Origin of the sequence: Paenibacillus sp. ov031, assembly GCF_900143165.1 — a bacterium.
Lineage (GTDB): Bacteria > Bacillota > Bacilli > Paenibacillales > Paenibacillaceae > Paenibacillus > Paenibacillus marchantiae.
The window spans coordinates 95,318-119,899 of record NZ_FRDO01000009.1; the positions used below are offsets into that span (position 1 = coordinate 95,318).

19 protein-coding genes are annotated in these 24,582 nt (G+C 46.0%); 2 read left to right on the forward strand and 17 right to left on the reverse strand.

Going from position 1 to position 24,582, the window contains the following annotated elements; genetic code table 11:
* Window positions 1-7: 7 nt before the first annotated feature.
* The 12 genes from cyoA to BUA17_RS27395 all read right to left on the reverse strand — a co-directional run bounded on the left by cyoA (window position 8) and on the right by BUA17_RS27395 (window position 18,942).
* The gene (gene cyoA, locus BUA17_RS27340) at window positions 8-961 is read right to left on the reverse strand and encodes a ubiquinol oxidase subunit II (protein WP_063566558.1); all 954 of its coding nucleotides are present in this window, start codon (window positions 959-961) and stop codon (window positions 8-10) included.
* Between the two features lie 317 nt (window positions 962-1,278).
* Window positions 1,279-1,542 carry a hypothetical protein gene (locus BUA17_RS27345; protein ID WP_024631414.1) on the reverse strand — a complete coding sequence of 88 codons (264 nt, stop codon included), beginning with the start codon at window positions 1,540-1,542 and terminating at the stop codon, window positions 1,279-1,281.
* 397 nt (window positions 1,543-1,939) lie between these two features.
* Window positions 1,940-3,286: a GH1 family beta-glucosidase gene (locus BUA17_RS27350; RefSeq protein ID WP_064640617.1), complete on the reverse strand. Its 1,347-nt coding sequence runs from the start codon at window positions 3,284-3,286 to the stop codon at window positions 1,940-1,942.
* Between the two features lie 16 nt (window positions 3,287-3,302).
* Complete coding sequence (locus tag BUA17_RS27355; protein WP_072735566.1) at window positions 3,303-5,684, reverse strand: glycoside hydrolase family 95 protein; 2,382 nt, start codon at window positions 5,682-5,684, stop codon at window positions 3,303-3,305.
* A 265-nt stretch (window positions 5,685-5,949) separates the two neighbouring features.
* Window positions 5,950-7,635 carry an ABC transporter substrate-binding protein gene (locus BUA17_RS27360; RefSeq protein ID WP_063566630.1) on the reverse strand — a complete coding sequence of 562 codons (1,686 nt, stop codon included), beginning with the start codon at window positions 7,633-7,635 and terminating at the stop codon, window positions 5,950-5,952.
* 330 nt (window positions 7,636-7,965) lie between these two features.
* On the reverse strand, window positions 7,966-9,669 hold the full coding sequence (locus BUA17_RS27365) for an ABC transporter substrate-binding protein (RefSeq protein ID WP_063566555.1): 1,704 nt from the start codon (window positions 9,667-9,669) through the stop codon (window positions 7,966-7,968).
* A 381-nt stretch (window positions 9,670-10,050) separates the two neighbouring features.
* The gene (locus tag BUA17_RS27370) at window positions 10,051-11,739 is read right to left on the reverse strand and encodes an ABC transporter substrate-binding protein (protein WP_063566554.1); all 1,689 of its coding nucleotides are present in this window, start codon (window positions 11,737-11,739) and stop codon (window positions 10,051-10,053) included.
* A 186-nt stretch (window positions 11,740-11,925) separates the two neighbouring features.
* Window positions 11,926-12,828 carry a carbohydrate ABC transporter permease gene (locus BUA17_RS27375; protein WP_063566553.1) on the reverse strand — a complete coding sequence of 301 codons (903 nt, stop codon included), beginning with the start codon at window positions 12,826-12,828 and terminating at the stop codon, window positions 11,926-11,928.
* 15 nt (window positions 12,829-12,843) lie between these two features.
* Window positions 12,844-13,827, reverse strand: coding sequence for an ABC transporter permease (locus tag BUA17_RS27380; RefSeq protein WP_063566552.1), 984 nt, complete (start codon window positions 13,825-13,827; stop codon window positions 12,844-12,846).
* A 356-nt stretch (window positions 13,828-14,183) separates the two neighbouring features.
* Window positions 14,184-15,788, reverse strand: a complete 1,605-nt coding sequence (locus BUA17_RS27385) for a response regulator transcription factor (protein ID WP_072735567.1) — start codon at window positions 15,786-15,788, stop codon at window positions 14,184-14,186.
* Window positions 15,781-17,571, reverse strand: a complete 1,791-nt coding sequence (locus BUA17_RS27390) for a sensor histidine kinase (protein WP_072735568.1) — start codon at window positions 17,569-17,571, stop codon at window positions 15,781-15,783. The genes BUA17_RS27385 and BUA17_RS27390 overlap by 8 nt, the downstream gene beginning before the upstream one ends.
* A gap of 192 nt (window positions 17,572-17,763) precedes the next feature.
* Window positions 17,764-18,942 carry an MFS transporter gene (locus BUA17_RS27395; RefSeq protein ID WP_072735569.1) on the reverse strand — a complete coding sequence of 393 codons (1,179 nt, stop codon included), beginning with the start codon at window positions 18,940-18,942 and terminating at the stop codon, window positions 17,764-17,766.
* A 142-nt stretch (window positions 18,943-19,084) separates the two neighbouring features.
* On the opposite strand from BUA17_RS27395, the gene BUA17_RS27400 reads away from it, so the two are divergent.
* Window positions 19,085-19,696, forward strand: coding sequence for a TetR/AcrR family transcriptional regulator (locus tag BUA17_RS27400; RefSeq protein ID WP_072735570.1), 612 nt, complete (start codon window positions 19,085-19,087; stop codon window positions 19,694-19,696).
* 97 nt (window positions 19,697-19,793) lie between these two features.
* On the opposite strand, the gene BUA17_RS27405 is transcribed toward BUA17_RS27400, so the two are convergent.
* From BUA17_RS27405 to BUA17_RS27425, 5 genes are all read right to left on the reverse strand, one after another.
* Entirely contained in the window at window positions 19,794-20,216 is a 423-nt protein-coding gene (locus tag BUA17_RS27405) for an OsmC family protein (protein ID WP_024631426.1), read from the reverse strand.
* Window positions 20,217-20,416: 200 nt separating this feature from the next.
* The gene (locus BUA17_RS27410) at window positions 20,417-21,163 is read right to left on the reverse strand and encodes an amino acid ABC transporter ATP-binding protein (RefSeq protein ID WP_072735571.1); all 747 of its coding nucleotides are present in this window, start codon (window positions 21,161-21,163) and stop codon (window positions 20,417-20,419) included.
* A 16-nt stretch (window positions 21,164-21,179) separates the two neighbouring features.
* Entirely contained in the window at window positions 21,180-21,824 is a 645-nt protein-coding gene (locus BUA17_RS27415; protein ID WP_064640624.1) for an amino acid ABC transporter permease, read from the reverse strand.
* Between the two features lie 31 nt (window positions 21,825-21,855).
* A complete protein-coding gene (locus tag BUA17_RS27420; protein ID WP_072735636.1) occupies window positions 21,856-22,689 on the reverse strand; it encodes a substrate-binding periplasmic protein in 834 nt (277 codons plus the stop codon).
* A 176-nt stretch (window positions 22,690-22,865) separates the two neighbouring features.
* Window positions 22,866-23,498: a TetR/AcrR family transcriptional regulator gene (locus BUA17_RS27425; protein ID WP_083584884.1), complete on the reverse strand. Its 633-nt coding sequence runs from the start codon at window positions 23,496-23,498 to the stop codon at window positions 22,866-22,868.
* A 239-nt stretch (window positions 23,499-23,737) separates the two neighbouring features.
* Between BUA17_RS27425 and BUA17_RS27430 the strand changes: the two genes are divergently transcribed.
* Window positions 23,738-24,526 carry an undecaprenyl-diphosphate phosphatase gene (locus tag BUA17_RS27430; RefSeq protein ID WP_063566628.1) on the forward strand — a complete coding sequence of 263 codons (789 nt, stop codon included), beginning with the start codon at window positions 23,738-23,740 and terminating at the stop codon, window positions 24,524-24,526.
* The last annotated feature ends 56 nt before the right edge of the window (window positions 24,527-24,582 follow it).

A 24,582-nucleotide genomic window follows, 5' to 3' on the forward strand; every position in this document is an offset into this window, starting at 1 on the left:
CGAATCTTTAGTTAGCACTCTTGTCCACGTCTTGCGTAGTAATCTCTTTGGCACCTGAAGCTTCACCGTGCTTGCTGTGAGCGCTTTGACCGTCAATAACATACTTGGTCACGATGTCTTGGAACAGTCCTTCAGGGAAGGAAGAATAATAAGCTACATTGCTTGTTCCCGGTTCCGCCAGTGTTTTATACGTTTCTTGCGTCAGCGGTTGGGATTGTTGTTTCACTTCAGTTACCCATTTGTCGAAGTCTTCCTCCGATGTAGCATTGACGTCAAAACGCATTTGGGCGAAGTGTTCCCCGGTAAAGTTGGCACCTGAACCCCAATATTGACCTTCATGATCAGCTTGCAAGTACAAGGTCATCGCCATACCCGACATTGTATAAATCTGTCCACCAAGCTGCGGAATCCAGAACGAGTTCATCGGTGAATCCGCGGTGAGCTCAAATTTTACGGGCCGGTCTGCCGGGATATTCAACGTGTTGACCGTTGCAATACCTTGCTCCGGATACATAAACAACCATTTCCAGTCCAGTGAAGATACTTGAATGGTCACCGGTGCTTTCTCGGAAGCCAATGGCTTCGAAGGTTCCAGATCATAGGTGTAGCGGATTGTTACAACCGCCAGCAACCCAATAATAATAATCGGAACGGTCCACCAGATAGCCTCCGCTTTAGTGCTATGAGACCAGTTAGGCTCATAAGCAGATTTATTGTCCGGTTTGTCGCGGTAACGCCATACAATTACAGCAGACAAAATCAATACAGGCACAATAACGACTGCACACAGAATTGTCGAAATGACAATCAAATCTCTCTGCGAAGCGCCAACAGGCCCTTTCGGATCCAGAACAACGTACTGCCCGCCTGCCAGCATTGGCCAGACAATCAATGCAATTGTAACCAACGTCAGGACAACCGGAATGATTATCCGAATTAGCGACCTAGGTTTCTTGTTCATCTTGATCCCCTCTCCTTAAATTCGCTCATACTGAAAAAACAGTATACTACTCTCTTCCTTCTAAAGATATCAGAAATGAGCAACTTTTTTGTTCATGTTAACAAATTTGTCGATTTTACACCTTAAATGTGTGAATTTTTTCTCACAAATCACTTGCATACTTGATATTTCCTCATTGTAATCTTTACACTTCAAGTCACAAAATAAAACCCTTTGCAGTCCCGTTGAACAGTATCAACGAATCCGCAAAGGGCTTTATTGACTGGGATTCCGGGTGCTCATCCAGTCTTATTATGAACGAATTAACGCAAGATTATTTAATCGGCGCCTTCGTCTTCCCGGCGTGTATGAACAAGTCCAATCGATTTGGCAATAACGTAAATAAATACACTGCCAACCAAGAAACCGATACCCACCATTAATCCGAGGTTACGATCATTAAAATCATTCAGGTTGATCAGGCACATGACTACTCCCGTAATGAGGGCAATCCAAGCCAGAACTGTCATCGTTAGCACTGCACGCCGCATATTTTTATCTTTGCGTTCCAATTGGCTTACCATTGCTGTCTTCGATGCCATAGTAAACACTTCCTTTTCCCTTTTTGTAAGTGCTTTCCTTATACCAATATACCACATCAGTATGATTTTTAGTCAACAAATGTTCAAATTTATTTCGCAATTTGGACACTTTATTTGTATTTTAACTGTTGACAAGGACCAGATCACTTCTTCTTACTTCTTATAACCCAAAAACGCTCTCCACATAACATGAAACAGCTTAGACCTTATGAAACCTTCATGAACATGTGAGTCCTGGCTGAAAATAAAACAATAAAAAAGACGTTGATTCGGAAATCGAATCAACGTCTTTTTTCTGATTAAACACGTATGTCCCTGCATTTAACAATTGAAATAACGTAATTACTTAGTTATGTCAGGTTCTGAGCACTTCTTCCTGGAATATTGAAATTAAAGCTTAAATTCGTGTTTCCAACCAATTATTTTTGATCACATTTTGATACCAGTAATAGCTTTCTTTAGGTGTTCTGACCAATGAACGGTAATCCACATGCACAAGACCAAAGCGCATACGGTATCCTTCCGCCCACTCAAAGTTATCCATCAAAGACCAAGCCATGTAGCCTTTCAGGTTGATTCCGTCGTTGATAATCCGATGAATTTGGGCCAAATGCTGCTCATAGTATGCAATCCGGCGATCATCATTGATTTTGCCATTTTCCAAATCATCATTGATGCATGCACCATTTTCTGTGATGTAGACATCCACATTTCCGTATTTTTGCAAGTAATGCATGAACTCATACAGTCCGCGTGATTCCACAGGCCAGCCAATATCTGTCTTAGTAAGTCCCATATCGACCTCTTCGGATTGCAATGCACCCGCCTCTGGATTGAAACGATTGATTCCCATGGTGTAATAGTTAATGCCCAACAGATCAATGGGTTGCGAGATGATTTCCATATCACCTTCCTGAATTGGTACGGTAGCTCCAGCTTCAGCGAACCAGTCCACCATAAATTGTGGATACGATCCTTTGTAGATCGGATCGAGGAACCAATCCGTATTCAGAGCAATTGCCCGATCACAGGCTGCCTGATCTTCTGGAGATTTGCTGTAAGGCTCAGCCCAGCATACATTGGGTGCAATACCAATCTGTCCTGTTGTACCCAAGCGACGGAACGACTGAACGGCTTTACCGTGAGCAACGAGCAGTCCGTGAGCAACATTAATGGATGTTTGCAGGTCCTTATTTCCTGGTGCATGAATGCCGAGCAAGTTGGACAGAAAAGCAATACACCATGGTTCATTGAAAGTCAGCCAGAAATTAATTTTACCGGAAAACTCCTTAAAGATGACTTCAGCATATTTTACAAATGCATCCACCGTCCTGCGATTGCCCCAACCTCCGATATCCTCCAGCGTCTGAGGCAGGTCCCAATGATACAGCGTACAGAAAGGTTCGATTCCCGCTTCAAGCAACTTATCTACGAATCGATGATAGAAGTCCAATCCTTCCCGATTGATCTCGCCATCTCCATCAGGAATAATACGCGGCCAGGCGATCGAGAATCGGTAGGTGTTGATCCCAAGCTTTTTCATCAGCTCGATGTCTTCCTCATAGCGGTGGTAACTGTCACATGCGACATCACCATTATCTCCATTGAATACTTTGCCGGGTGTACGGGCAAACGTATCCCAGATGGATACCCCGCGTCCGCCTTCCTGCGCTGCACCTTCTATTTGATAGGAAGCTGTTGCTGTTCCCCAGCGGAAATCTTGTGGAAATTTAAAAATCGTCATCGTCTACTCCTCCGTCTCATGATGACACGCGGATCGTCTGTCCTGCGGTCATGGTTAAAATCACTACATAATCACCCTGAGGTGTTAACTGCGCCTTAGCCTGATCGTTTGCTTCCACACGCAGTGGGTATGCACTCCGAATGGTTATCGAACCAGCGTGATCAGCCTTAATTTCGGTGCTTGAGAGTCTGCCATCTGCCCACGCGATTGCCACCGTGTATGCACCTCGTGCCCGAAGCCCTTTCACACTGCCACTGGCCCAGTACTCAGGTAGCGCTGGCAGCAGATGTAATTCGCCCAAGTGGCTTTGTAACAGCATCTCGGCAATACCGGCAGTGCCACCAAAGTTGCCATCGATCTGGAACGGCGGATGATCATCGAACAGATTAGGATGCGTGGATCGAGCCAACAATGTACGGACAAACTGATGTGCCAGCTTGCTATCCAGCAGCCTCGCATACAGATTGATCAACCAGGCACAGCTCCAACCTGTATGCCCGCCCCCTTGTGAGATGCGACGTTCAAGTGACACTCGTGCTGCTTCCACCAGTTCTGGCGTATCCAGTCGGTTGATCTGCTCCCCAGGATACAGACCATACAGATGAGAGACGTGACGATGCCCTGGTTCGGATTCGGCAAAATCCTTAAACCATTCCTGCAGCTGCCCCTCGCTTCCGATCTTGAATGGATAGAGCTTGCTGCGTGCTTCGCTCCACTCCTTCGCCAGCTGCTGATCCACATCCAGCTGCTCCGTTGCTTCAATGCACCGATCGAACAACTCACGAATCAATGTCATATCCATCGTCGAAGCCATGGAGATGCTACGAGCCTCTCCTTCCTCAGTCAGGAACTTGTTCTCCGGAGAGGTCGATGGAGCCGTAACCAGATATCCGTCTGGTCCCTCCACCAACCAGTCCAGACAGAAGAGTGCCGCTTCCTTCATGATTGGATACGCGCGTTCCGCGAGAAATTGTTGATCACGGGTAAACAGATAATGCTCCCATAGATGTGAAGTCAACCACACGCCCCCCATTGGCCAGAACGCCCAACTTGCGTCTCCGCCTGTAGGCGTGGATGTCCTCCAAATATCCACATTATGATGGGCTGTCCAGCCGCGCGCTCCGTACAAAATACGTGCCGTTCTTCTCCCGGTATCGCTTAGATCCTCCAACAAGCCAAACAGCGGCTCATGGCATTCACTCAGGTTGCATACTTCTGCCGGCCAGTAATTCATCTCGGTATTGATATTAATCGTGTAATCACTGTGCCAGGGCGGCTCCACCTGATGATTCCAGATTCCCTGCAGATTGGCTGGCTGGCTACCTTCACGTGAACTACCCATTAACAAATATCTACCATATTGAAAATAGAGTGCCTCCAGGCCAGGATCATTGGCTCCAGCCTGGTACGCTTGCAGTCGCTCATCTGTAGGCAATTCATCATTGGCTGAAGCGCCGAGATCAATAGATACTCTTGAAAATAAAGTCCCATGATCCAGGACATGTCGCTCCCGAAGAGCCTTCATGCCATGAGCCATCGCTTTAGTGATTACCTCCCTACACTCCTGATCCAGATGCACACCATCCTTAACAGGCGCCACATCATAGCTTTCAAAGGCGGTCGCCGCTGTCAGATAAAAAATAACCTGGTCAGCTCCCTGAATATGAAGTCTTCCGTCCATAACCGTTACTTCGGCATTCTTGCCCGTCGCAGTCGCGGCCAGTCGCATAGCATAAGCCGTTCCACGATCTTCTTCGTAGATGACAGACTCCGGATGATCCCTGAAATAATTCGATTCAACATGACTTGGACAGCGACTGAACAAAGTAAGTGCATCGCCCGAAGCCTGAACATTATAAGGATGTGGACTGTCCAACGAAACACTGACGTTTACAGATCCCATACGATCAGCAGTGATGGTACAGATCATGAGATCATCTGTTGCACTGGCGTATACTTCACGTACATAACGAATGGCTTTATATGAATACTTCGTCGTTGCAATGCCGGTATGGAGATCAAGCTCCCGCTCAAATTCATCGTACGGGATCCCATCCAGTTCATCGTGCTGCAACTTAAAGTGGCCCATCGGCTGATAAGCTTCCACATCACGTCCCAGCATTTCGCGGTTCAGCAATTGTTCAGCTTCGCTATATTGCCCGGACATAATCAGTTCACGGGTCTGTTTCAGATACCGCTGACTGCTGTACTGAATGGTGTCGCGTGGAAATCCGGACCACAATGTATCTTCATTTAGCTGGATTTGTTCATCCGATGCTCCGCCGTATACCATACCGCCAAGGCGACCATTACCGATAGGCAACGCCTCTTCCCAGCGAGTAGCAGGCTGACGATACCACAGACGATTTTCTTTTGTTCTCTCATTAAATGGGGACATAGATAACTCCTGTTCCTAATCAGCTATTTTTCATTCATTACTAAAACGTTTTCGGTATAACTAAATAACCAATATAAATACTGTTTTACTTGATCGCAATCCGCTTACCTACAAGGCTAAATTGTCGTTTATCTGAAAGTGCTTACAGTAAGAAAATTATATTTGATTTCGAAATTTGCGTCAATGTTAAACATCACATGGACAGCAAAAAAGACCCTTGCTCAGGGCCTTTTTTGTATATTTGCCTATTCAATTAAAACATAAGTTATTTAACGTCTTTACCTGTCCACAGGGAAACACGATCCTTAACCCAAACAGTGTACTGTTTCTCCATTTCAACTGCGCCGGCTTTGTCCAACTCGGCGAGGAAATCATCGTATACTTTATCAAAGTTCGCAGCTGTAGTCAGAACAGCTTCAGGAATACGTTTGCGCACGATATCCTGTGTTTTTCGGAACGTTACCTCATAATCTGTACCTGATGGTACAGGCATGTTGTATGCTGCGCCCCAGTCTTTCAGTTGCAAATCATCTTCAGAAGGATAGAATTCTTTCCATGTTGTAATGCCATATGCTTTCAACGTTTCTTTCTCTGCGGCAGTATAACCAGCCTGGATCTGCTCTGGGAAGTTCGTTGTGTAAAAGTTATCCGTGGAATCTTTCACGCCATCACCGTATCTCGCACTAAACACGCTATACATACCGATTCCTGTTTCTTTGGTGAAGTTGGAGTTGTCATTGGTTTTACGATCCTGAATATCTTGAGGAATCACCCGTTGACCATCCTCTACATTGTAGTGTTGACCTTCAATGCCCCAGTTTCTCAAAACTTGACCTTCGTCCGAAGCGAGCCAGTCCATGAATTTGATAATACGAACCGGATCTTTGGCAGAAGTTGTAATCCCGATGCCATATCCGTCAAATCCGGTTGGCTGGAATGTATGGTCCACAATGTCCTTGTTCAGGGATACAGAGAAGTGAGCATATGTGCTGTCATCTTTGCCCGCTGATTTGAGTGCATTTTCTGCTTCTTGATAATTCCACTCCTGGTCAATCAGACCGAGTACGCGACCACTTGCGATTTTGGATTTATATTGGTCATCTTTTTGGACAAATGTATCTTTGTCCAGCAGTCCTTCATTGTACATTTTGTTCAACCAGCGGAAGTATTCTTTCTCCTCTGGACGTTTGTAGTGCAACATCGCTTCATATGTTTCAGGGTTGATATAATATTCTCCATCATCGGGTGCTCCAGTTGCTTGGAAGGCCGGGTTCGTTACTGTAATCATAATCTTCCAATCATCTGCATTCAGCGTCAATGGAATGGTCGGCTGACCGTCAATCGTTGGGTGTTTTTTCACATATTCTTTCAATACATTCTCGTAATCCTCAAGTGTTTTCACTTCAGGGTATCCGAGCTCTTTAAGTACTTTTTGCTGAATTTCAAATCCGCCTGTTGCGTCAAACGCAACATTATCAACACCCATATTCGTTGGGATTGTATAAATGGCCTGATCTTCCGAACTGTATTTCAGCCGGTTCATCTGGTCCCCATATATTTTTTTCAGGTTTGGAGCATGCTCCTCAATCAGATCCGTCAGGTCAAGCATTGCCCCTGCATCTACTAGTTTAGACAAGTTACCTTTTGGAAAAACAATATCAGGGTACTCACCGCTAGCCGCCATAAGTGCAATTTTCTGGTCTCCACCATTGTTTACATCATACTCAGCTTCAATCGTAACGCCTGTTTGCTTGGTAATCTCTTTACCGACTGCATCCTGCATCTTGTTCCAGGTTGGACTCGCATCCGCACCAAAGAATGTGAAAGTAACCGGTTCGGTTCCACTGGACTCTGAGGCTTCTTTACTTCCCGAATTTCCGCAGCCAGCTGTAACCAGCATTGCACTTGCGAGCATCAACATTGCAAACGTCTTGGGTGTATTGCCTTTCATTTTGCCTCTCATTGTCTAGTCCCCCTATTATTTATGAAGGTTTTATCTGTATAACAGGCTTTAAGCCTGAGGATACCGTTATAAGACGCATTTCTGTATGCGCTTACTAAAAATTAAATTTGCACTCTTTTTATCAAAATCTAAACCCATGAAATCTCTCTTATCAACTTACATAAAACGTTTTCGAAAAATAATTAAAAACGCTTACTGAAAGTGCTTACATTAACGATTATATGCTATCCTCCACCTTTCGTCAACAACAAAAAAGGCCCCTTTTAGGGGACCCATTTTGCTTTGAAAATGATCGTTTATCATACCTTATTTTCAGTATTATTTCACGTCTTTACCTGTCCAGAGAGATACACGTTCCTTGATCCAAACGGTATATTGTTTCTCCATGTCTACCGCCCCTGCTTTATCAAGTTCAGCCAGGAGATCATCATACACTTGGTCGAATTTCTCAGGTTTGGCAAGGATGGCTTCAGGAATACGTTTACGGATAATGTCCTGCGTTTTCTGGAACGTTACGTTATAATCCGTATCCGAAGGTACAGGCATGTTATATGCTGCGCCCCAATCTTTCAGCTTCAAGTCGTCTTCAGAAGGATAGAAATCTTTCCACGTTGTAATGCCATAAGCTTTCAATGTTTCCTTCTCTGCCGCAGTATAACCTGCTTGGATCTGCTCAGGGAAGTTCGTTGTGTAGTAATTGCCTGTGGAATCTTTGACACCATCGCCATATCTTGCGCTGAAGATGTTATACATACCGACTCCTGTTTCTTTGGTAAACGCCGAGTTGTCATTGGTCTTGCGGTCCTGTACATCCTCAGGAATGATACGTTGGCCATTTTCCACTTTGTATTGTTCGCCTTCAATCCCCCAGTTTCTCAGCACCTGGCCTTCATCCGAAGCGAGCCAATCCATGAATTTGATAATACGTACAGGGTCTTTTGCAGTTTTGGAAATTCCGATGCCATATCCATCGAATCCGGTTGGTTGGAACGTATGATCCACAATATCCTTATTGAGAGATACAGAGAAGTGAGCGTAGGTATTCTCGCCATTTTTAACTGATTTCAAAGCATTCTCAGCTTCACCATAGTTCCATTCCTGGTCAATCAGCCCCAGTACCCGACCGCTTGCGATTTTGGATTTGTATTGATCATCCTTCTGCACAAATGTATCTTTGTCGAGAATGCCTTCATTGTACATTTTGTTCAACCAGCGGAAGTATTCTTTCTCCTCTGGACGTTTATAGTGCAGCACCGCTTCATACGTTTCAGGGTTAATATAATATTCACCGTCATCCGGTCCACCTGTTGCCTGGAAGGCTGGATTCGTTACCGTAATCATAATCTTCCAGTCATCTGCATTCAGCGTCAGCGGAATGGTTGGCTGTCCGTCAAGTGTTGGATGTTTTGCATAATATTCTTTCAGAACTTTCTCGTAATCCTCAAGCGTTTTCACTTCTGGGTAGCCGAGTTCTTTCAATACCTTTTGCTGAATCTCGAATCCGCCTGTAGCATCAAACGCAACATTATCTACACCCATGTTCGTTGGGATCGTGTAAATAGACTGATCTTCCAAACTGTATTTCAGACGGTTCATCTGGTCCCCATAGATTTTCTTCAGGTTAGGTGCGTATTTGTCAATCAGATCTGTCAGGTCAAGCATCGCGTCTGCATCCACAAGTTTAGACAAGTTACCTTTAGGATAGATAATATCAGGGTATTCACCGCTGGCAGCCATCAAAGGTATCTTTTGGTCGCCACCATTATTCACATCATACTCAGCTTCAATTGTAACACCTGTTTGTTTCGTAATTTCTTGGCCGACTGCGTCCTTCATGTTGTTCCAGTTTGGACTTGCGTCAGCACCAAAGAACGTGAAGGTGATTGGACTGGTCGTATCCCCTGTGTCCGTTGGTGTTTCTGAAGCCGTAGTTCCTCCTCCGCTACCACTGCATCCTGCTGTAATGGCAAGAGCGCTGGCTAACAGAAGCATTGCGAATGTTTTTGGTGTTTTGCCCTTCATGTGTAATCCCCCTTATGGATAAAATGAAGCTATCTATTGTAGAACAGGCTGACCTGCACATACCGTAATTGGGTGATTCTCATTGTAAAACGTTTGATTTTATAACATAAAAAGCGTTTTCTAAAATGAAGTGAAAAACACTCACTCTATCCAGTAATTTGAGGAACTAATCCGTACTCCCTTTGACTGAAGAGATTCATGTACATGCCTTGATAAATCACTAATGAAAGTGCTTTCATATTTGAATAATAATCCCTCTAAAAGTCCTTGTCAATAGTGAATTCACAAAATTGAAAACGTTTTTCGGAAAACGTTTTAGGTATAAAAAAGAACCCAGTTTCCTGGGCCCTTTTTTCGAAAAAACTATTCTGCTGAAAAGCATTACTTGCTCTCTTCACCGCTCCACAATTGAACACGGCTTTGTACCAGCTCAGTGTATTGTTTTTCCATGTCCTCTGCTCCGGCTTTATTCAGCTCGGCAATCATCCCATCATAAATGGCATCGAATTGTTCAGGGGAACTGAGGATCGCTTCAGGGATCCGTTTACGGATAATATCCTGTGTTTTTTGGAAAATAACGTTGTAATCCGAGTCACCTGGAGTTGGCATATTGTACGCTGCTCCCCATGGTTTAACCGGGAACTCATCTTCACTTGGGAATAGATCTTTCCACGTTGTTGCGCCGTATGCTTTGAGTGTCTCTTTCTCTGCATCGGAATACGCCGCTACAATCTGTTCAGGGAAATTCGTTGTGTAATAGTTATCCGTTGAATCCTTGACACCATCTCCATAGTGACCAGACATATTGGTATAGAGGCCAATACCTGTTTCTTTCTGGAATACGGCAGCATTATTCGTTTTTTGGTCCTGAATATCGGCCGGAATCACACGTTTGCCATCTTTCACTTCGTACTGCTCACCTTCAATGCCCCAGTTCATCAACACTTGGCCTTCCTCAGAAGCTAGGTAATCAAAGAATTTAATTGTACGAACCGGGTCCGGATTCGATGTTGTAATCCCTACACCCCATCCAGATACAAAACCAGGGTCCTGGAAGGAATGATCCTTGATATCTTTAGACAGAGTTACCGGGAAGTGTGAATAGGTCGCTTCATCTTTGCCCGCTGCTTTCAATGCGTTTTCCGCATCGGAATAACCCCAATCCTGGTCTATGACGCCCAGAACACGTCCACTTGCAATTTTGGATTTGTATTGATCAGTTTTCTGTACAAAGCTGTCCTGATCAAGCAGTCCTTCTGCGTACATATGGTTCAACCAACGGAAATACTCTTTCTCTTCAGGACGTTTGTAATGCAGACTTGCCTCATATGTCTCAGGATCAATATAGTACTCGCCGTCATCCGGAGCACCTGTTGCCTGGAAGGCCGGATTCGTTACCGTAATCATGATTCTCCAGTCATCTGCGTCCAGGGATAACGGAATCGTTGGTTGACCGTCAATCGTTGGATGTTTCTCCTTATATGCCTTCAATACATTTTCATAATCCTGCAGTGTACGCACTTCAGGGTATCCCAGCTCTTTCAATACACGCTGCTGAATCCCAAATCCGCCGCCTGCATCAAAATACTTCTGGTCTACCGCATAATACGTAGGTAGTACATAAATTCCTTGATCTTCGTTGCTATATTTCAGCCGGTCCATGTAATTACCATATAGCTTCTTCAGATTGGGAGCATATTGCTCGATCAGATCGGTCAGATCGACCATTGCCCCAGCATCCACGAGCTTGCTTAGCTCTCCTTTGGGTGACACGATATCCGGATAGTCTCCGCTTGCTGCCATTAAGGATACTTTATCCTGACCACCACTGACGGCAAACTCACCGTTAAGGGTTACTCCTGTTTTCTCTGTAAGGACCTTCCCCACTTCATCCTTCATACCGTTCCAGTTCGGACTGGGATCGACGCTAAAAAAGTCAAAAGTAATCGGAGACGTATCACCGCTAGTGTCCTTAAACGACGTTTCGCCGCTGTTTCCTCCACCGCAACCTGCGAGCAAAGACATCGCAAGCACTGGAGCCAGTGCAATCTTCATTTTGTTTCTTGCCATAATGGTAATCCTCCCGTTTCATATGTCTGTCTATCCGGGACTTTTTTGTCCCTGTCTATAGCTTCATGAATGCCACTCCGCAGCCCTATACGGTGAAGCGCAGGCCAAATGGCTGCGCTTCGGGCATTCTGATGCTTCTTTTATTATACGGCCACTCTATCTATGTGGCGGCCTGTACAAACTTACTTAAGCTTTTACTGCACCCAATGTCATACCACCAACAAAATACTTTTGCAGGAATGGATACACAATCAGGATTGGAACCGTAACAACGATCGTGATCGCCATTTTGATGGATTCCGGTGAAATCTGTGTCATTTGCTGTGCCATGTCATTGGCGTTACGTCCGGCTCCCGAGCCTTGCTGTGTACTTTGCAGTACTTTCATCAGCTCGTACTGGAGCGTGGTCAGATGCGCCTTCGAACCATTATACAGGTACGTATCGAACCAAGCATTCCACTGGCCTACAGCCAGGAACAACGCGATGGTTGCAAGTACCGGTTTACAGAGCGGCAAAATGATTTTGTAATAGATCTTAAAGTCATTCGCACCATCCAGCTTTGCAGATTCCTGCAATGCATACGGCAGACCATCAATGAAGGAACGGATAATGAACACGTTAAACGCACTGATCATACCTGGCAATACATATACCCAGAATGTACCGATCAGGTTCAGGTCACGCATCAGGATGTACACCGGAATCAGACCACCGGAGAAATACATCGTGAGTGCAAGTGCAGTAGAAACAAACTTTCTCAACTTAAAGTCAGGACGACTCAGTGTAAATGCGATCATTGAGGAACTGATCAAACCGAGTACGGTACCTACAATTGTACGTAGAATGGATACCTGCAAACCTTGCAGCAATCCATCGTATTGGAAAATCGTTTTGTAGTTTTGCAATGTGAAATCACGTGGCCACAAGTAAATTCCACCACGTACGGTATCTGTCGAGTTATTGAGTGAGATAGCCAGTACGTTCAGGAATGGATACAGTGTTACAATCAGCACCAGGGTCATCGCGAGGATGTTGAATATATCGAACAGCTTATCGCCCCGAGTAGCATTGAATGCTTTGTTCGCCATAATGTCGTCCCCTCCCTACATGATGCTTTCTTTGGTGAATTTTTTGAACAATCCGTTCGCTGTAAACAGAAGGATGATACTGACAACGGAGTTGAATATGCCTATGGCTGTACCATACGAGAATCGTCCCATATTCAAACCATAATTGAGCGCGTATAGATCAAGCACTTCCGAGTAGTCTAGCACTAGACTGTTTTGCAGCAAAAATTGCTTTTCAAAACCGATACTGATCAGATGACCGATGGACATGATGAACAGTACAGAGATCGTAGTCCGAATGCCTGGCAACGTGATATGCCACATTTGTCTCCAGCGGTTCGCTCCGTCAACACGGGAAGCTTCATAAAGCTCCTGGTCAATACCGGTAATGGCCGCCAGATAGATGATCGCATTCCAGCCGGTTTCCTTCCACATATCTGAAGCGGTTACAATGTACCAGAACAGGTTCCCCTTAGCCATGAATTGGATCGGCTGATCGATAATGTTTAGGTTTACCAAAAGGTCATTGATAATCCCTCCATCGGTGGAGAGCATCTTGGTAATAATCCCTGCCACTACGACCCAGGATACAAAGTGAGGCAGATATGATACCGTTTGCACGGCGCGCTTGAAGAACATGCCTTTCATCTCATTCAAGAGAATCGCAAAGAAAATCGGCACGATAAAACCGATAACCAGTCCCATCAAGCTCATTGCAAGCGTATTTCGAAGTACCAGATAGAAGCGATCATCGCTGAATAGCTCTGCAAAGTGTTTAAAACCAACCCACTGTTGATCACCGAACGATCTGGCCGGTTTATAGTTTTGGAAAGCCATCGTCCATCCCCATAGTGGCAGATAGTTAAATACAAAAACCCAAGCTACGAATGGCAATGACATGAGATAGAGATACTTTTGCTGTTTCATACTGTCCCAAACTCTGTTCCGCCGTTTTTGTGTTGGCGGATTGGGGTCACTGCTTTTTTTCGCGGAAGCGGATTTTTCTGTTAGCGTTTCCATCTCCGTTCCCCCTCCTCTGATTTATAAAATAATCATACCTGATAGAGCGTTTTCAAAATACCATCTGGATTTTAGAGAAAATCATATGAAAATTAGATATCCCCTTATAAAATCCGATATTATATCTATAAAATTAGTGATAATGACGCTATCTATTAATAATTATTGAAATTAAAAGGGAATTTAATTTGAAATTGGTAATGATCGAAAACGTTTTATAGAAATCGTTTACTTCATGTAAAACTAAAAGAAAAAGGACCTCCAGGGTCCTTCAAATAGACTATTAGTTCGAAAACGTTTTTTACCTAATCAGGAGAAATACCAAACTCCAGAAGTACCATCCTCTGAAACATGGGCTACTCCCGTTCTGGCTCTCCTGAAGAATCTTTGGGCTGTGATCTAGCAAGCTCTCTAGCATGTTTGTATGCGGAAGGCGATTCCCCTACATACTTCTTGAATTTGCCGTGGAAGTAATCCACGTTGGCATACCCCACCCTCGCGGCAACCTGGTGCACCTTTAAGCCTTCATCGAGAAGTTCCTTCGCCTTCTCCATTCGGACCTTATCGAGAAATGCATTGAAATATTCCCCGGTATGGTTTTTGAACAGCTTGCCCAAATAACTGCTATTGTAGTTAAATACCTCAGCGAGTACCTCCAGCTTGAGATTTTCGCCGGGATTACGACGGATAAATTCAATCATTTGTTTCAGTACCGTATCCTTGCTTCCTCCACCCATGCGCTGAATAAGCCGGTTCAGGTGTTGAGCAGCCATTACTTTGAGATCCAGTAACGTTAATTGATGGTAGACCTCCGTAATTAGAACGGAATGCTCCTGCATAATAGATTGCATATGCTGATTCGTTGCCGCAAGTTTGTTAATAGCCAATGAAAACACTTGGGAGAACGCCGTCTTAATCGCCTGTTCTGTCTGATGATGGGGGATCAGACGTTCCTCGATTTCGGTCAGCACACGCATCACGGACTCGCTACTCCGAATGTCGAGCGCATAATACAGCTTGTCCGCCAATTCTGCTTCATCCGGTTCACCACTAACTTCATCCAGCGCAATAACCGGCCCAGAAGCACTTTTGCTCTTCTCGCCTTCGTTCCATAACATAATACGTTGTTCCGCGAACAGGAAACGTCCGCCCAATACGCCGTTGGCCTGATTATAGGAATGTGCGATGTCTGCTGTGGAGTTTACAGGTTGACCTGCTGCCGCGTACATGTGAATATTCCACTCTCCCAGCAGCCCTTCCAACTCATCATATAAACTCTGGGCAGATTGGACAGTCAAAATAGGCTCTTTACATAACAGTCCCAGTCCGGAATGGAACGAAAACACAATGCCCCGATCTTTCTGGTCAAAAGCTTCCGCCAGTCTGCGTTTCACTACACTACCACGCTGTAAATCAGGTTCGGCATGCATCTCCAGCAGCACAACCTGATACTGCGACCAATTCAATCCTAGAGCATTTGCTTCCATCGTTTCTGTACCTTCCAGGCTATCGAAAAGCAATGCTTCAATTTGGTGCTCCCGGTAGGCTGTATCCTCACCAGCATGGCGGGCCAGTGTCAGACGCTCCCTTGTCAGCATCACAGAGATCCGCTCCAGCTCACTGATAATCTCCTCTTCATCCACCGGTTTGAGCAGATACCCATCCACGCCAAAACTGATGGCTTTCTTGGCATAATCAAAATCCGCGTACCCACTCAGGATCAGAAAGTGCGACTCCGGATGGTGCTGCCGCACTTCTTCAATCACATCCAGCCCGGTCATGCCGGGCATGCGAATATCGATGATCGTCAGGTCCGGTTCCAGCTCTTCGAAGCGGGTGATGGCCTCACGCCCGCTGGCAGCTGTACCAATCACCTGAAAGCCGTATTTTTCCCAATCAATGATCGTTGTCAGTCCTTCACGTATGCTAGGTTCATCATCTACCAATAACACTTTATACATGCTGGTCTCCTCCTACTGGCAAGGTGAAAGAAACCTCTGTTCCTTCCCCGTACACACTCTTAATCTGTAATCCGTATGGCTCGCCGTAAGTCAACGTTAAACGTTGATGTACGTTACGCATGCCAATCCGGCTCTTCTCCTGTTCTTCCGGTCCACAGATGAACTGCATCACTTCAGCCAGACGCTCCGGCGTAATGCCTGCCCCATCATCATCGACACGCACCTGAACGACATCCTCCACCAAACGAATATTTATATTCACACGGACCGTGCCCTCTTTATTTTCCAAACCATGCACAATCGCATTCTCAACCAGAGGCTGAATGATCAAAGGAGGAATGTACATCTTCTCCACCTCCGGATCGATATGGATCTGGAAAGCAAGCCGATCGCCGTAACGGAATTTCTGAATTTCCAGATAAGAACGTACCATCTCCAGTTCGGCTCTGAACGTCGTTTTGCCGCTGCCAATCTCAAGACTCTTGCGCATCAGTTTGCCTAGCAGCCTGACAATATTGGCAATCTCCGCCTCGCCTTTGATATGGGCTTTCATGCGGATCGACTCCAGTGCATTAAACAAAAAATGAGGATTGATCTGGCTGGCCATCATTTTCAGTTTAATCTCTTTCTGTGCGATTTCCAATTGATTGTTCTGTTCCGTTGCCTCCACCACCTGAGTCATCAGTTCATTAATGCTCTTCACCATGTAATTGAACTGCCTCGACAGTTGCCCAATCTCATCATTCCCGTCAATGCGGGAGGTGACGTTCAGATCACCCAGTGCGAGCTTATTCAAATGTTTGCTAAGGCGTAACAATCGGTTTGACGTGAGAAACGAAATGATATAAACAAGCAACAATGCAATGACCAGCACAAGCGTAATGAAGAGCATACCGATCATGCTAATGGTATTCGCGTCTTTGACAATATTTTTGGTGGCAAAAACGGAAATGATCTTCAGGCTGTTCATGCTCGATCCAGGGCGCAGCTCATCAATTACAATATTGGATGGCTCCCCCCGAAAATCTGCTTCAATTGTGCCTTTGGTCTGATTTTGTAGATCTACACCAAAATCAAGCTCGTCCAGCGTCTTGCCCACTAGTTCGGTATTTTTGGCCGCAACCACATAACCCTGCTCGTCCGTAATCAACGTCTCGAACGGTTCCTGACGTAATAATCCATTCAGCTCTTCCTGATTGATTACAATCATCAGCACACCCTCGGTCCGATATTCGGCAAAAGGCACTTTGCGCACCAGACTTAGCTTGTGCACCGGATTATCTCCCTTGTCAGGAATATAAAACCAGCCGATGCTCGTCGTTTTCAGTGCCTTCTGGTACCAGTAGCTCTCCTCGGTCTGCTTGTCCACAGGAATGAACTCCAGATTGTTGATCAGCGTCGGATTGGTGGAGTAAAACCGGATGCCCGCAACCTCGCGGTACAGACGCTTGTATTCCTGAAAATCTTTGTATGCGAGGTAAGCCGAGGTCAGCTCCACAACACTTTGGTATTGTTTGTTCACAATTTCTTTCAAATCATTATTGAACATCAGAATGTTGGAAATATCCGTAGGCACACGCAGCAATGTGGTGGTCTGACTTTTGACTTTGTCCACGTTGTTAATCGTCTGTCCAATGGCATTATCCAGCGCCTGCTTCCGAAAGTATCCGGTTACAGCCAGGCCAATAATCAGTACCGGAATCATGACGACAAGTACATAGGATATGAGCAATTTATGCTTTAATTTAAGATTGTTGGATGTTCGTATGAGCCTTTTAAACATATCTGCACCTTCCGTCGCTTATAAGCGCTTACATATAAAGGTCAGTACATATTACGCCTGCCCTTCCAATTCATCATACCACATAACAGCAAAAGCCCTGCAAGAGGGCTTCAAAAAAAGGCTGTATGCTGAGTGAAAAACAAACATGAAGTTTGTATAACTATTTCTAATGTAGGAAGTAAAACAGATGGCTTAGCGGCTGCGTGCTGAGCGGAAACCGTGTCCTTTGGCACGTAGCGCAACAACCAGAGCTACAAGTGATAGGAACAGGATGGCCCAGGTAAAGGACGAGGCTCCCCATTGATTCAGAAGCACACCTCCCGCCAATCCACCAATAGCAATAGCGAGATTCCAAACGGTCGTATTAATTGGCATAACGATATCCACACCCTGCTCCCCGGCAGCTTGGGCAAGGGCGGTCTGCAACAGTGTAGCCGCACCGCCAAAAGTTAGACCCCAGAGCGCAACTGAACTAAATACAACGGCAGCGTGCTCACTCCAAAGACCCAATACCAGAGAGATCAGGGCAAAGCCCGCAAGACTGATGAGAACCAGCATGCGCAACCAACGATCAATAAGAATACCTGTAATCCAGATGCCCACCAATGCCATCAGGCCAAATTCAAGTAACATAAGTCCAACCTTTGATTCCAGACCGACATCGGCGAGGAAAGGGGCAATATAGGTGTACAAAATATTATGAGCAAGCATCCAGGCCAGAACGACAGCCAGAATGGGAATTACGCCAGGAGTCAGCAGCACCTTTATTGAAGAAATGCGCTGATCAGCAGACTGCCCCGGATAATCGGGTACTTTCCAGAGCACCCAGAAGATCAATACAAACGCCAGCAGCGACATCAGCCAGAATACCGAGCGCCAGCCCATAAAGGAACCCAGCAATGTACCTGCAGGAACACCGAATGATAAGGCAATCGGTGTACCGATCATCGCAACAGCCATGCCCCTGCCTTTGAGATGATCAGGCACCATCCGTAGTGCATAACTGCCAATCAAGCCCCAGGAGACACCGGCTGCAACACCGGCAAAAAACCGAGCAACAAGGGTCAGTACATAGTTTGAAGAGAGGGCTGTAATCGTGTTGAAGACCAGAAAACCGATAATCGCTAGAAGTAAAAGCGGACGGCGTCGCCATCCCCTTGTCAGCACGGCCACAGGTATGGCGGCAATCAAAGATCCTACTGCATAAAATGTGACAAGCTGCCCTGCGCCTGCCTCAGAGACCTGCAGCCCTTCCTTGATTTGCGGCAGCAACCCCGCGGGAAGAGTTTCAGTCATAATAGCTATAAAACCAGCCATAGCCAAGGCCAGCAGCCCAAACCATGGGAAACGTTGAGAAGATTTATCGGACATCTGTGCAGCTCCTTTTAGATAATATAGGACATAGAATCGAATTATGGATCGATCATTCCTTATATTATCCATCCTCTCCTACCTTGTCAACGACTTTTGGATCGATTAGTATATAATTAAGAAAAACGAGGGGGAATCTCTAATGGCAAGAACCGGACGTCCGCGCATTTTTGATCGGGATGAAGCCCTGTTGCAGGCAATGATGCTCTTTTGGGAACAAGGATTTGAAGCCACCTCATTGCTTCAACTTCGAGCGGTCATGGGGGATATTTCAGCAGCCAGCTTCTATGCAGCCTTTGAATCCAAAGAAGCTCTTTATAAAGAAGCGGTTGAACGATATATGGGTTCATTTGGACGCGTTACGGAAAGCTTCTCGGATCTTACGCTATCTCCAAGAGAAGCAATTGAAACAACTTTAAGAAGTACCGCCAAAATGCAAACAGACAGCGCACATCCATCTGGCTGTTTAATTGTGCTGTCAGCCAGCACATGTTCTTCCAAAAACAATCATATCCGTGACATAACCGCAGAGAAAAGAAAGCTGACTCGAAACTGCCTGCAGGCTTGCATCCAGCGCGCTGTGGAAATCGGCCAACTGCCTGCCTCCACGAATGTGGCAATGCTGACCACTGTTTTCGATACTTTTATGCAAGGTATCTCTACACAAGCCCGGGACGGTATCCCTTTTGCAACGCTTGATCAGGCTATCACCGAAATTATGGGCGTCTGGGACCTTGCTCAACATCCCGCGTGACCTTACTTCCTAATGGTCGAAATGTTAGAACAATCAAAAAGGCACTCCCATGATTGGAAGTGCCTCTTCATTGTATACTTTAACCATGTCCGTCCCGTTATGGACGGGGTGTGTCTACCCCATTAAGAATCAGCTTGGGATGAATATCAGCGCTAAGCGAAGCGGAAACTGCACAATACTTCTCTTCAGCCATTTGGATGGCTTTCCAGATCCGGTAATCCGGGATATCGCCGTCCACCTTGAAGATCAGGTCAATGGAAGTAAATCCTTTCGGCATACCTTCACTACGTGTACCCTGTGCTTCAATCTCAATGCCAGTAATTTTGTCCAGGAAAGCGTCCAGAATCATCGTGATATCGATCCCCATACAACCTCCGAGACCTGCCAGTAACAATTCCATGGGTGTAGCACCCTTGCTGTCACCACCATAGGCAGCTGTGGCATCCATGCCAACCGCATAGCCAGAGGGTCCTTCGGAAGTAAACGCGCGTTTGCCTTTCCATACCGTTGTTACATTCATGATGTTTATCCTTCTTTCTTAGAATAGTTTACGCTCTGCAGATATCCGTTCCAGGTCCGGATCGTTCTTCCGATCGCTGTTGTCTCCAAATGTTTTTGATTATACTCATAAAGGATAACATTCGGAGACAAAGGCGAACGCTACGCTTCTTCAGAATCAATTCCGTCCCCTTCACTCCGTCTGCTTATCTCTGAGAATTCTTAGAATTCAGTAATTTGCTGCAAAAATCTGCGTGTCCGCTCTTGAGTTGGGTGTTCAAAAAAGGCCTGTGGACTCGCTTCTTCCACAATTGATCCATCCGCCATAAAGACGATTTTGTTAGCCACATTCCGGGCGAACTTCAACTCATGCGTAACGACCAGCATCGTCATGCCTTCCTGTGCCAACTCCTTCATAACGGAGAGCACTTCTCCCACCAGTTCGGGATCAAGGGCTGAGGTAGGCTCGTCAAACAGCATCACCTCAGGCTCCATGGCAAGTGCGCGGGCAATCGCTACGCGCTGCTGCTGTCCACCAGACAAACGGGATGGATATGCATCCTGCTTGTCCGACAGACCGACCCGATCCAGCAGAATCCGGCCGCGTTCGGCCGCTTCGTCCCGCTTGATTTTTTTCACAGTCACGAGACCTTCCATCACATTGCCAAGCACTGTCTTGTGCGGATACAGATTGAACTGCTGGAAGACCATGCCGGTCTGGCGACGAATCTCCAGTACCCGGGCACGCTGGACTCGCAGCGGATCTGCGCTGTTAACCACAACACCGTTCACTTCAATCTGTCCTCCAGATAACTCTTCCAGTCCGTTTAGGCAGCGCAGTAAGGTACTTTTGCCTGATCCACTGGGCCCCAGCAGAACAACAATATCTTTTGCATCGACATGCAGATCTATATTTGTGAGAACTTCATTTTTTCCAAAACGTTTGGTCAATCCTGTTGTTGTAATCACCGGTTCTCCCCTCCTATCAGTAAGCCCGGGCAAGCCGGCGCTCCACTTGTTCCAGAATGGCCGAGAAGCCGATACTCATAATCCAATAGATTACGCCAATCGCCAGATAAAACGGCATATTCACCGCATATTGTGATACAAGCAATTGTGCTGACCGCAATAACTCGGTAACACCGATCGCCGCCACAAGTGATGTTTCCTTCAGCATGCCAATAAAGGTGTTACCCATCGGCGGGATGGCAATGCGCACAGCCTGCGGGAAGATAATCCGTCTCATCGCTTGAGCCGGGGTCATCCCCGTTGCGTATGCAGCTTCCGTCTGCCCTTTCGGTACCGCCTGAATGGCTCCGCGAAACGTCTCCGACAGAAATGCACCCGCATTCAGACTAAGCCCGAGACAGGCTGCGGTGAGCGAGCCCAAGGTTACGCCATAATCGACCAGCCCATAATAAATAACGAATAATTGCACCAACAGCGGGGTTCCCCGCATGATGGATACGTAGAAACGGGCGATCATTCTAAGCCACATCGGTCCTTTCAGACGCGCGATAGCGACGAGCAACCCGATGATAAAAGCAAAAAACATTGAAATCACAGTTACATACAGCGTGTAATATGCCCCCTTCAGAAAGAAGGGGATATTCTCAAATACCAATTCCATGGATCAAACTTCCCTTCGCCCTGCCGGTTCATTATTGCGCAGGCTCTTCACCGAACCATTTTTTGAAGATGGTATTGTACGTACCGTCATCCTTCATGCCTTTCAGTGCATCATTCAGTGCTGCTACGAGTTCCGGATTGTCTTTGCGCACAGCAATACCTGCCTGGTCACTCTTAATCGGTTCACCTACGGCTTTGATTTTCAGTCCGTTGGCATCCACAATGGGTTTCAGCGCATACATGTTGTTGATTGTGGCATCAATCCGTCCAGCATTCAGGTCTTTGAGTGAAGAGATAACATCGTCATAGGTTTTAATCGTGAAGTCGCCCACTTTCGGCAGCACTTCATTACGCAGATACGTTTCATCATTCGTACCCAGACCTACCCCAATCGTTTTTCCTTTGAAATCTTCCAGCTTGGTAATATCGTTATTGTCTTCTTTGACAATGATTTTGACTTGGTTCGTAATATACGGATCACTGAAATCCAGTACTTTCTTCCGATCATCGGTAATCGTCATCTGGCTGATGATGGCATCCAGCTTTTTGGCTTGCAGACTTGGTGTCAGGCCGGAGAACTCCTGAGATACAAATTCCACCTTAACCCCAAGACGCTTCGCAACCTCACGTGCGATATCTGCATCGTAGCCGTCCATTTCTTTCTTATCGTTCAGGAAGTTGTATGGAGCGTACGTGCCCATCATTCCCACTTTGATGACGCCAGCAGACTTGATCTGCTCCAGTTCATTGTTCGCCTGTGCTCCATTGCTGCTTCCATTGTCCGTAGTTTTACTGCCACAAGCGCTGAGTACCAGCACGGTCATTAGCAGCAGGGCTGTTAAAGTCCAGCCTTTGCGAGATTTCATTCCATATGTTTTATTCATGTCATTAACTTCCTCTCATCCATGTAGTCATGTCTTGTTGAAACTTCTGTTTCCTGTCTTCCTAAACTGCAGTTGTACCCATTATTCCCTGCTGCTGGCTTAATCATGTGAATATTTAATCCAGTTGTTGAAAATAAAGCTCCAGGGCCAGCACACTTTTATGTGCCGAGCAGTCCATAAAATTCAAAGCTTGCCGCCTCAGCTGCGAGCTTTGTTGCTGTCATTGATGAAAACTTGCTGTGCAACTCCTCCGAGCCAAACAGCCAGCGCGTAATCATGCCTTCAATCATGCTAACCAGCAGCGCAGCGCGAAGCGGTACATCCATGGATTCCGGCAGCATGCCCAGCTCAATGGCCCGTTGCATGTTGTGGCGAAATGCTTGTTCCACTGCATTACGTGTCTCCTCGACCAGACGGCGTACCGAATCCTCCGACACGATGCCTTTAAGCAACAACTCCATAAAATAACGATTGTCCGCTGCAAAGGAGAATAAGTCGGTAAACAGCCGTTCCGAAGCTCTCACCATATCTTCAACCGATCCGGCATCCTTGCGGTAGCCTTGTCCGATCGCTTCAAGCAGCTTCTCCCTGCCGGTCAGTACAATTTCCGACGCAATGGCCTCCTTATTTTTGAAGTGCCAGTAAAAAGTACCTTGCGCGACGCCGGCTTCCCGGACAATATCGGAAATTTTCGTCTGATGGTAGCCCTGGGTCGCAAAACGCTCCATCGCTATGCGTATAATTTGGTCCCGGCGTTCTTCTCCGGGTTCCAAATGATTGTTTTTAGACATTTGCCTATCCTCCCGATTGATCAGTCAGTCAGTTAATGTATATCCTATTGGATAACTAGGTTTTTGTCAATATGGTTTTAAACAATTCATTACGAGCATAAGTTGAAGTTGGGCGCATTTGTGATCATAATAGATGATAGCCTTGTTCTAATGAGCAGGCATTGTCACGCAGGACAGCCTATAAGCTGTCATCTGCATTTCAAGGAGGAAGAGAATTGGACTTTATATCATCGATTATTATGGGCATCATCGAAGGTTTGACTGAGTTTTTGCCCGTGTCCTCAACCGGACACATGATTCTGACTGCCCACTTGCTGGGATTATCGGAGGACAACGAGTCAGTCAAAACGTTTGAGGTGGTTGTGCAACTCGGAGCTGTACTAGCTGTCGTTGTGCTGTACTGGAACAAATTCATTGATATGTTCCGCTTCACCGGAGGCAAAAGGAGCTACACCTCCCGCCTGAACCTCATACATATCTTTTTGGCGATGGTTCCTGCCGTAGTCATTGGACTTGTATTCCGGGACTGGATCAAGGCGCATCTGTTTGGAGCACAAACGGTGCTGTACAGTCTTGTTATTGGTGGTATTCTGATGATTATCGCTGAACGTTGGAGCCACCGCAGCGAGCGCATTACAACCCATGATGTAGACGATATTACGTATAAACAGGCATTTGTAGTGGGTCTTTTTCAAATTCTCGCATTATGGCCAGGCTTCTCCCGTTCCGGTTCGACGATCTCCGGTGGACTGTTCGCAGGGGTAAGCCGAGTTGCCGCAGCAGAATTTACATTCCTGGTCTCTGTGCCGATTATGATTGGAGCCACAGGATATGATCTATACAAAAGTATCGATCATCTGAATACCAGCGATTTCCCGATCTTCGCGATTGGATTCATTGCCGCATTTATCGTAGCCATGCTTGCCATTAAGACGTTCCTGTCCATTTTGAAAAAACTGAGTCTGACCGTCTTTGCAGTGTATCGCTTCGTGCTGGCAGCCGTATTCTTTATCATTTTAATGATGTAACCCTATCTTCAATTCATGTAACAAAAAAGCCAATGGCGACCTGTTCCCTTCGGAAC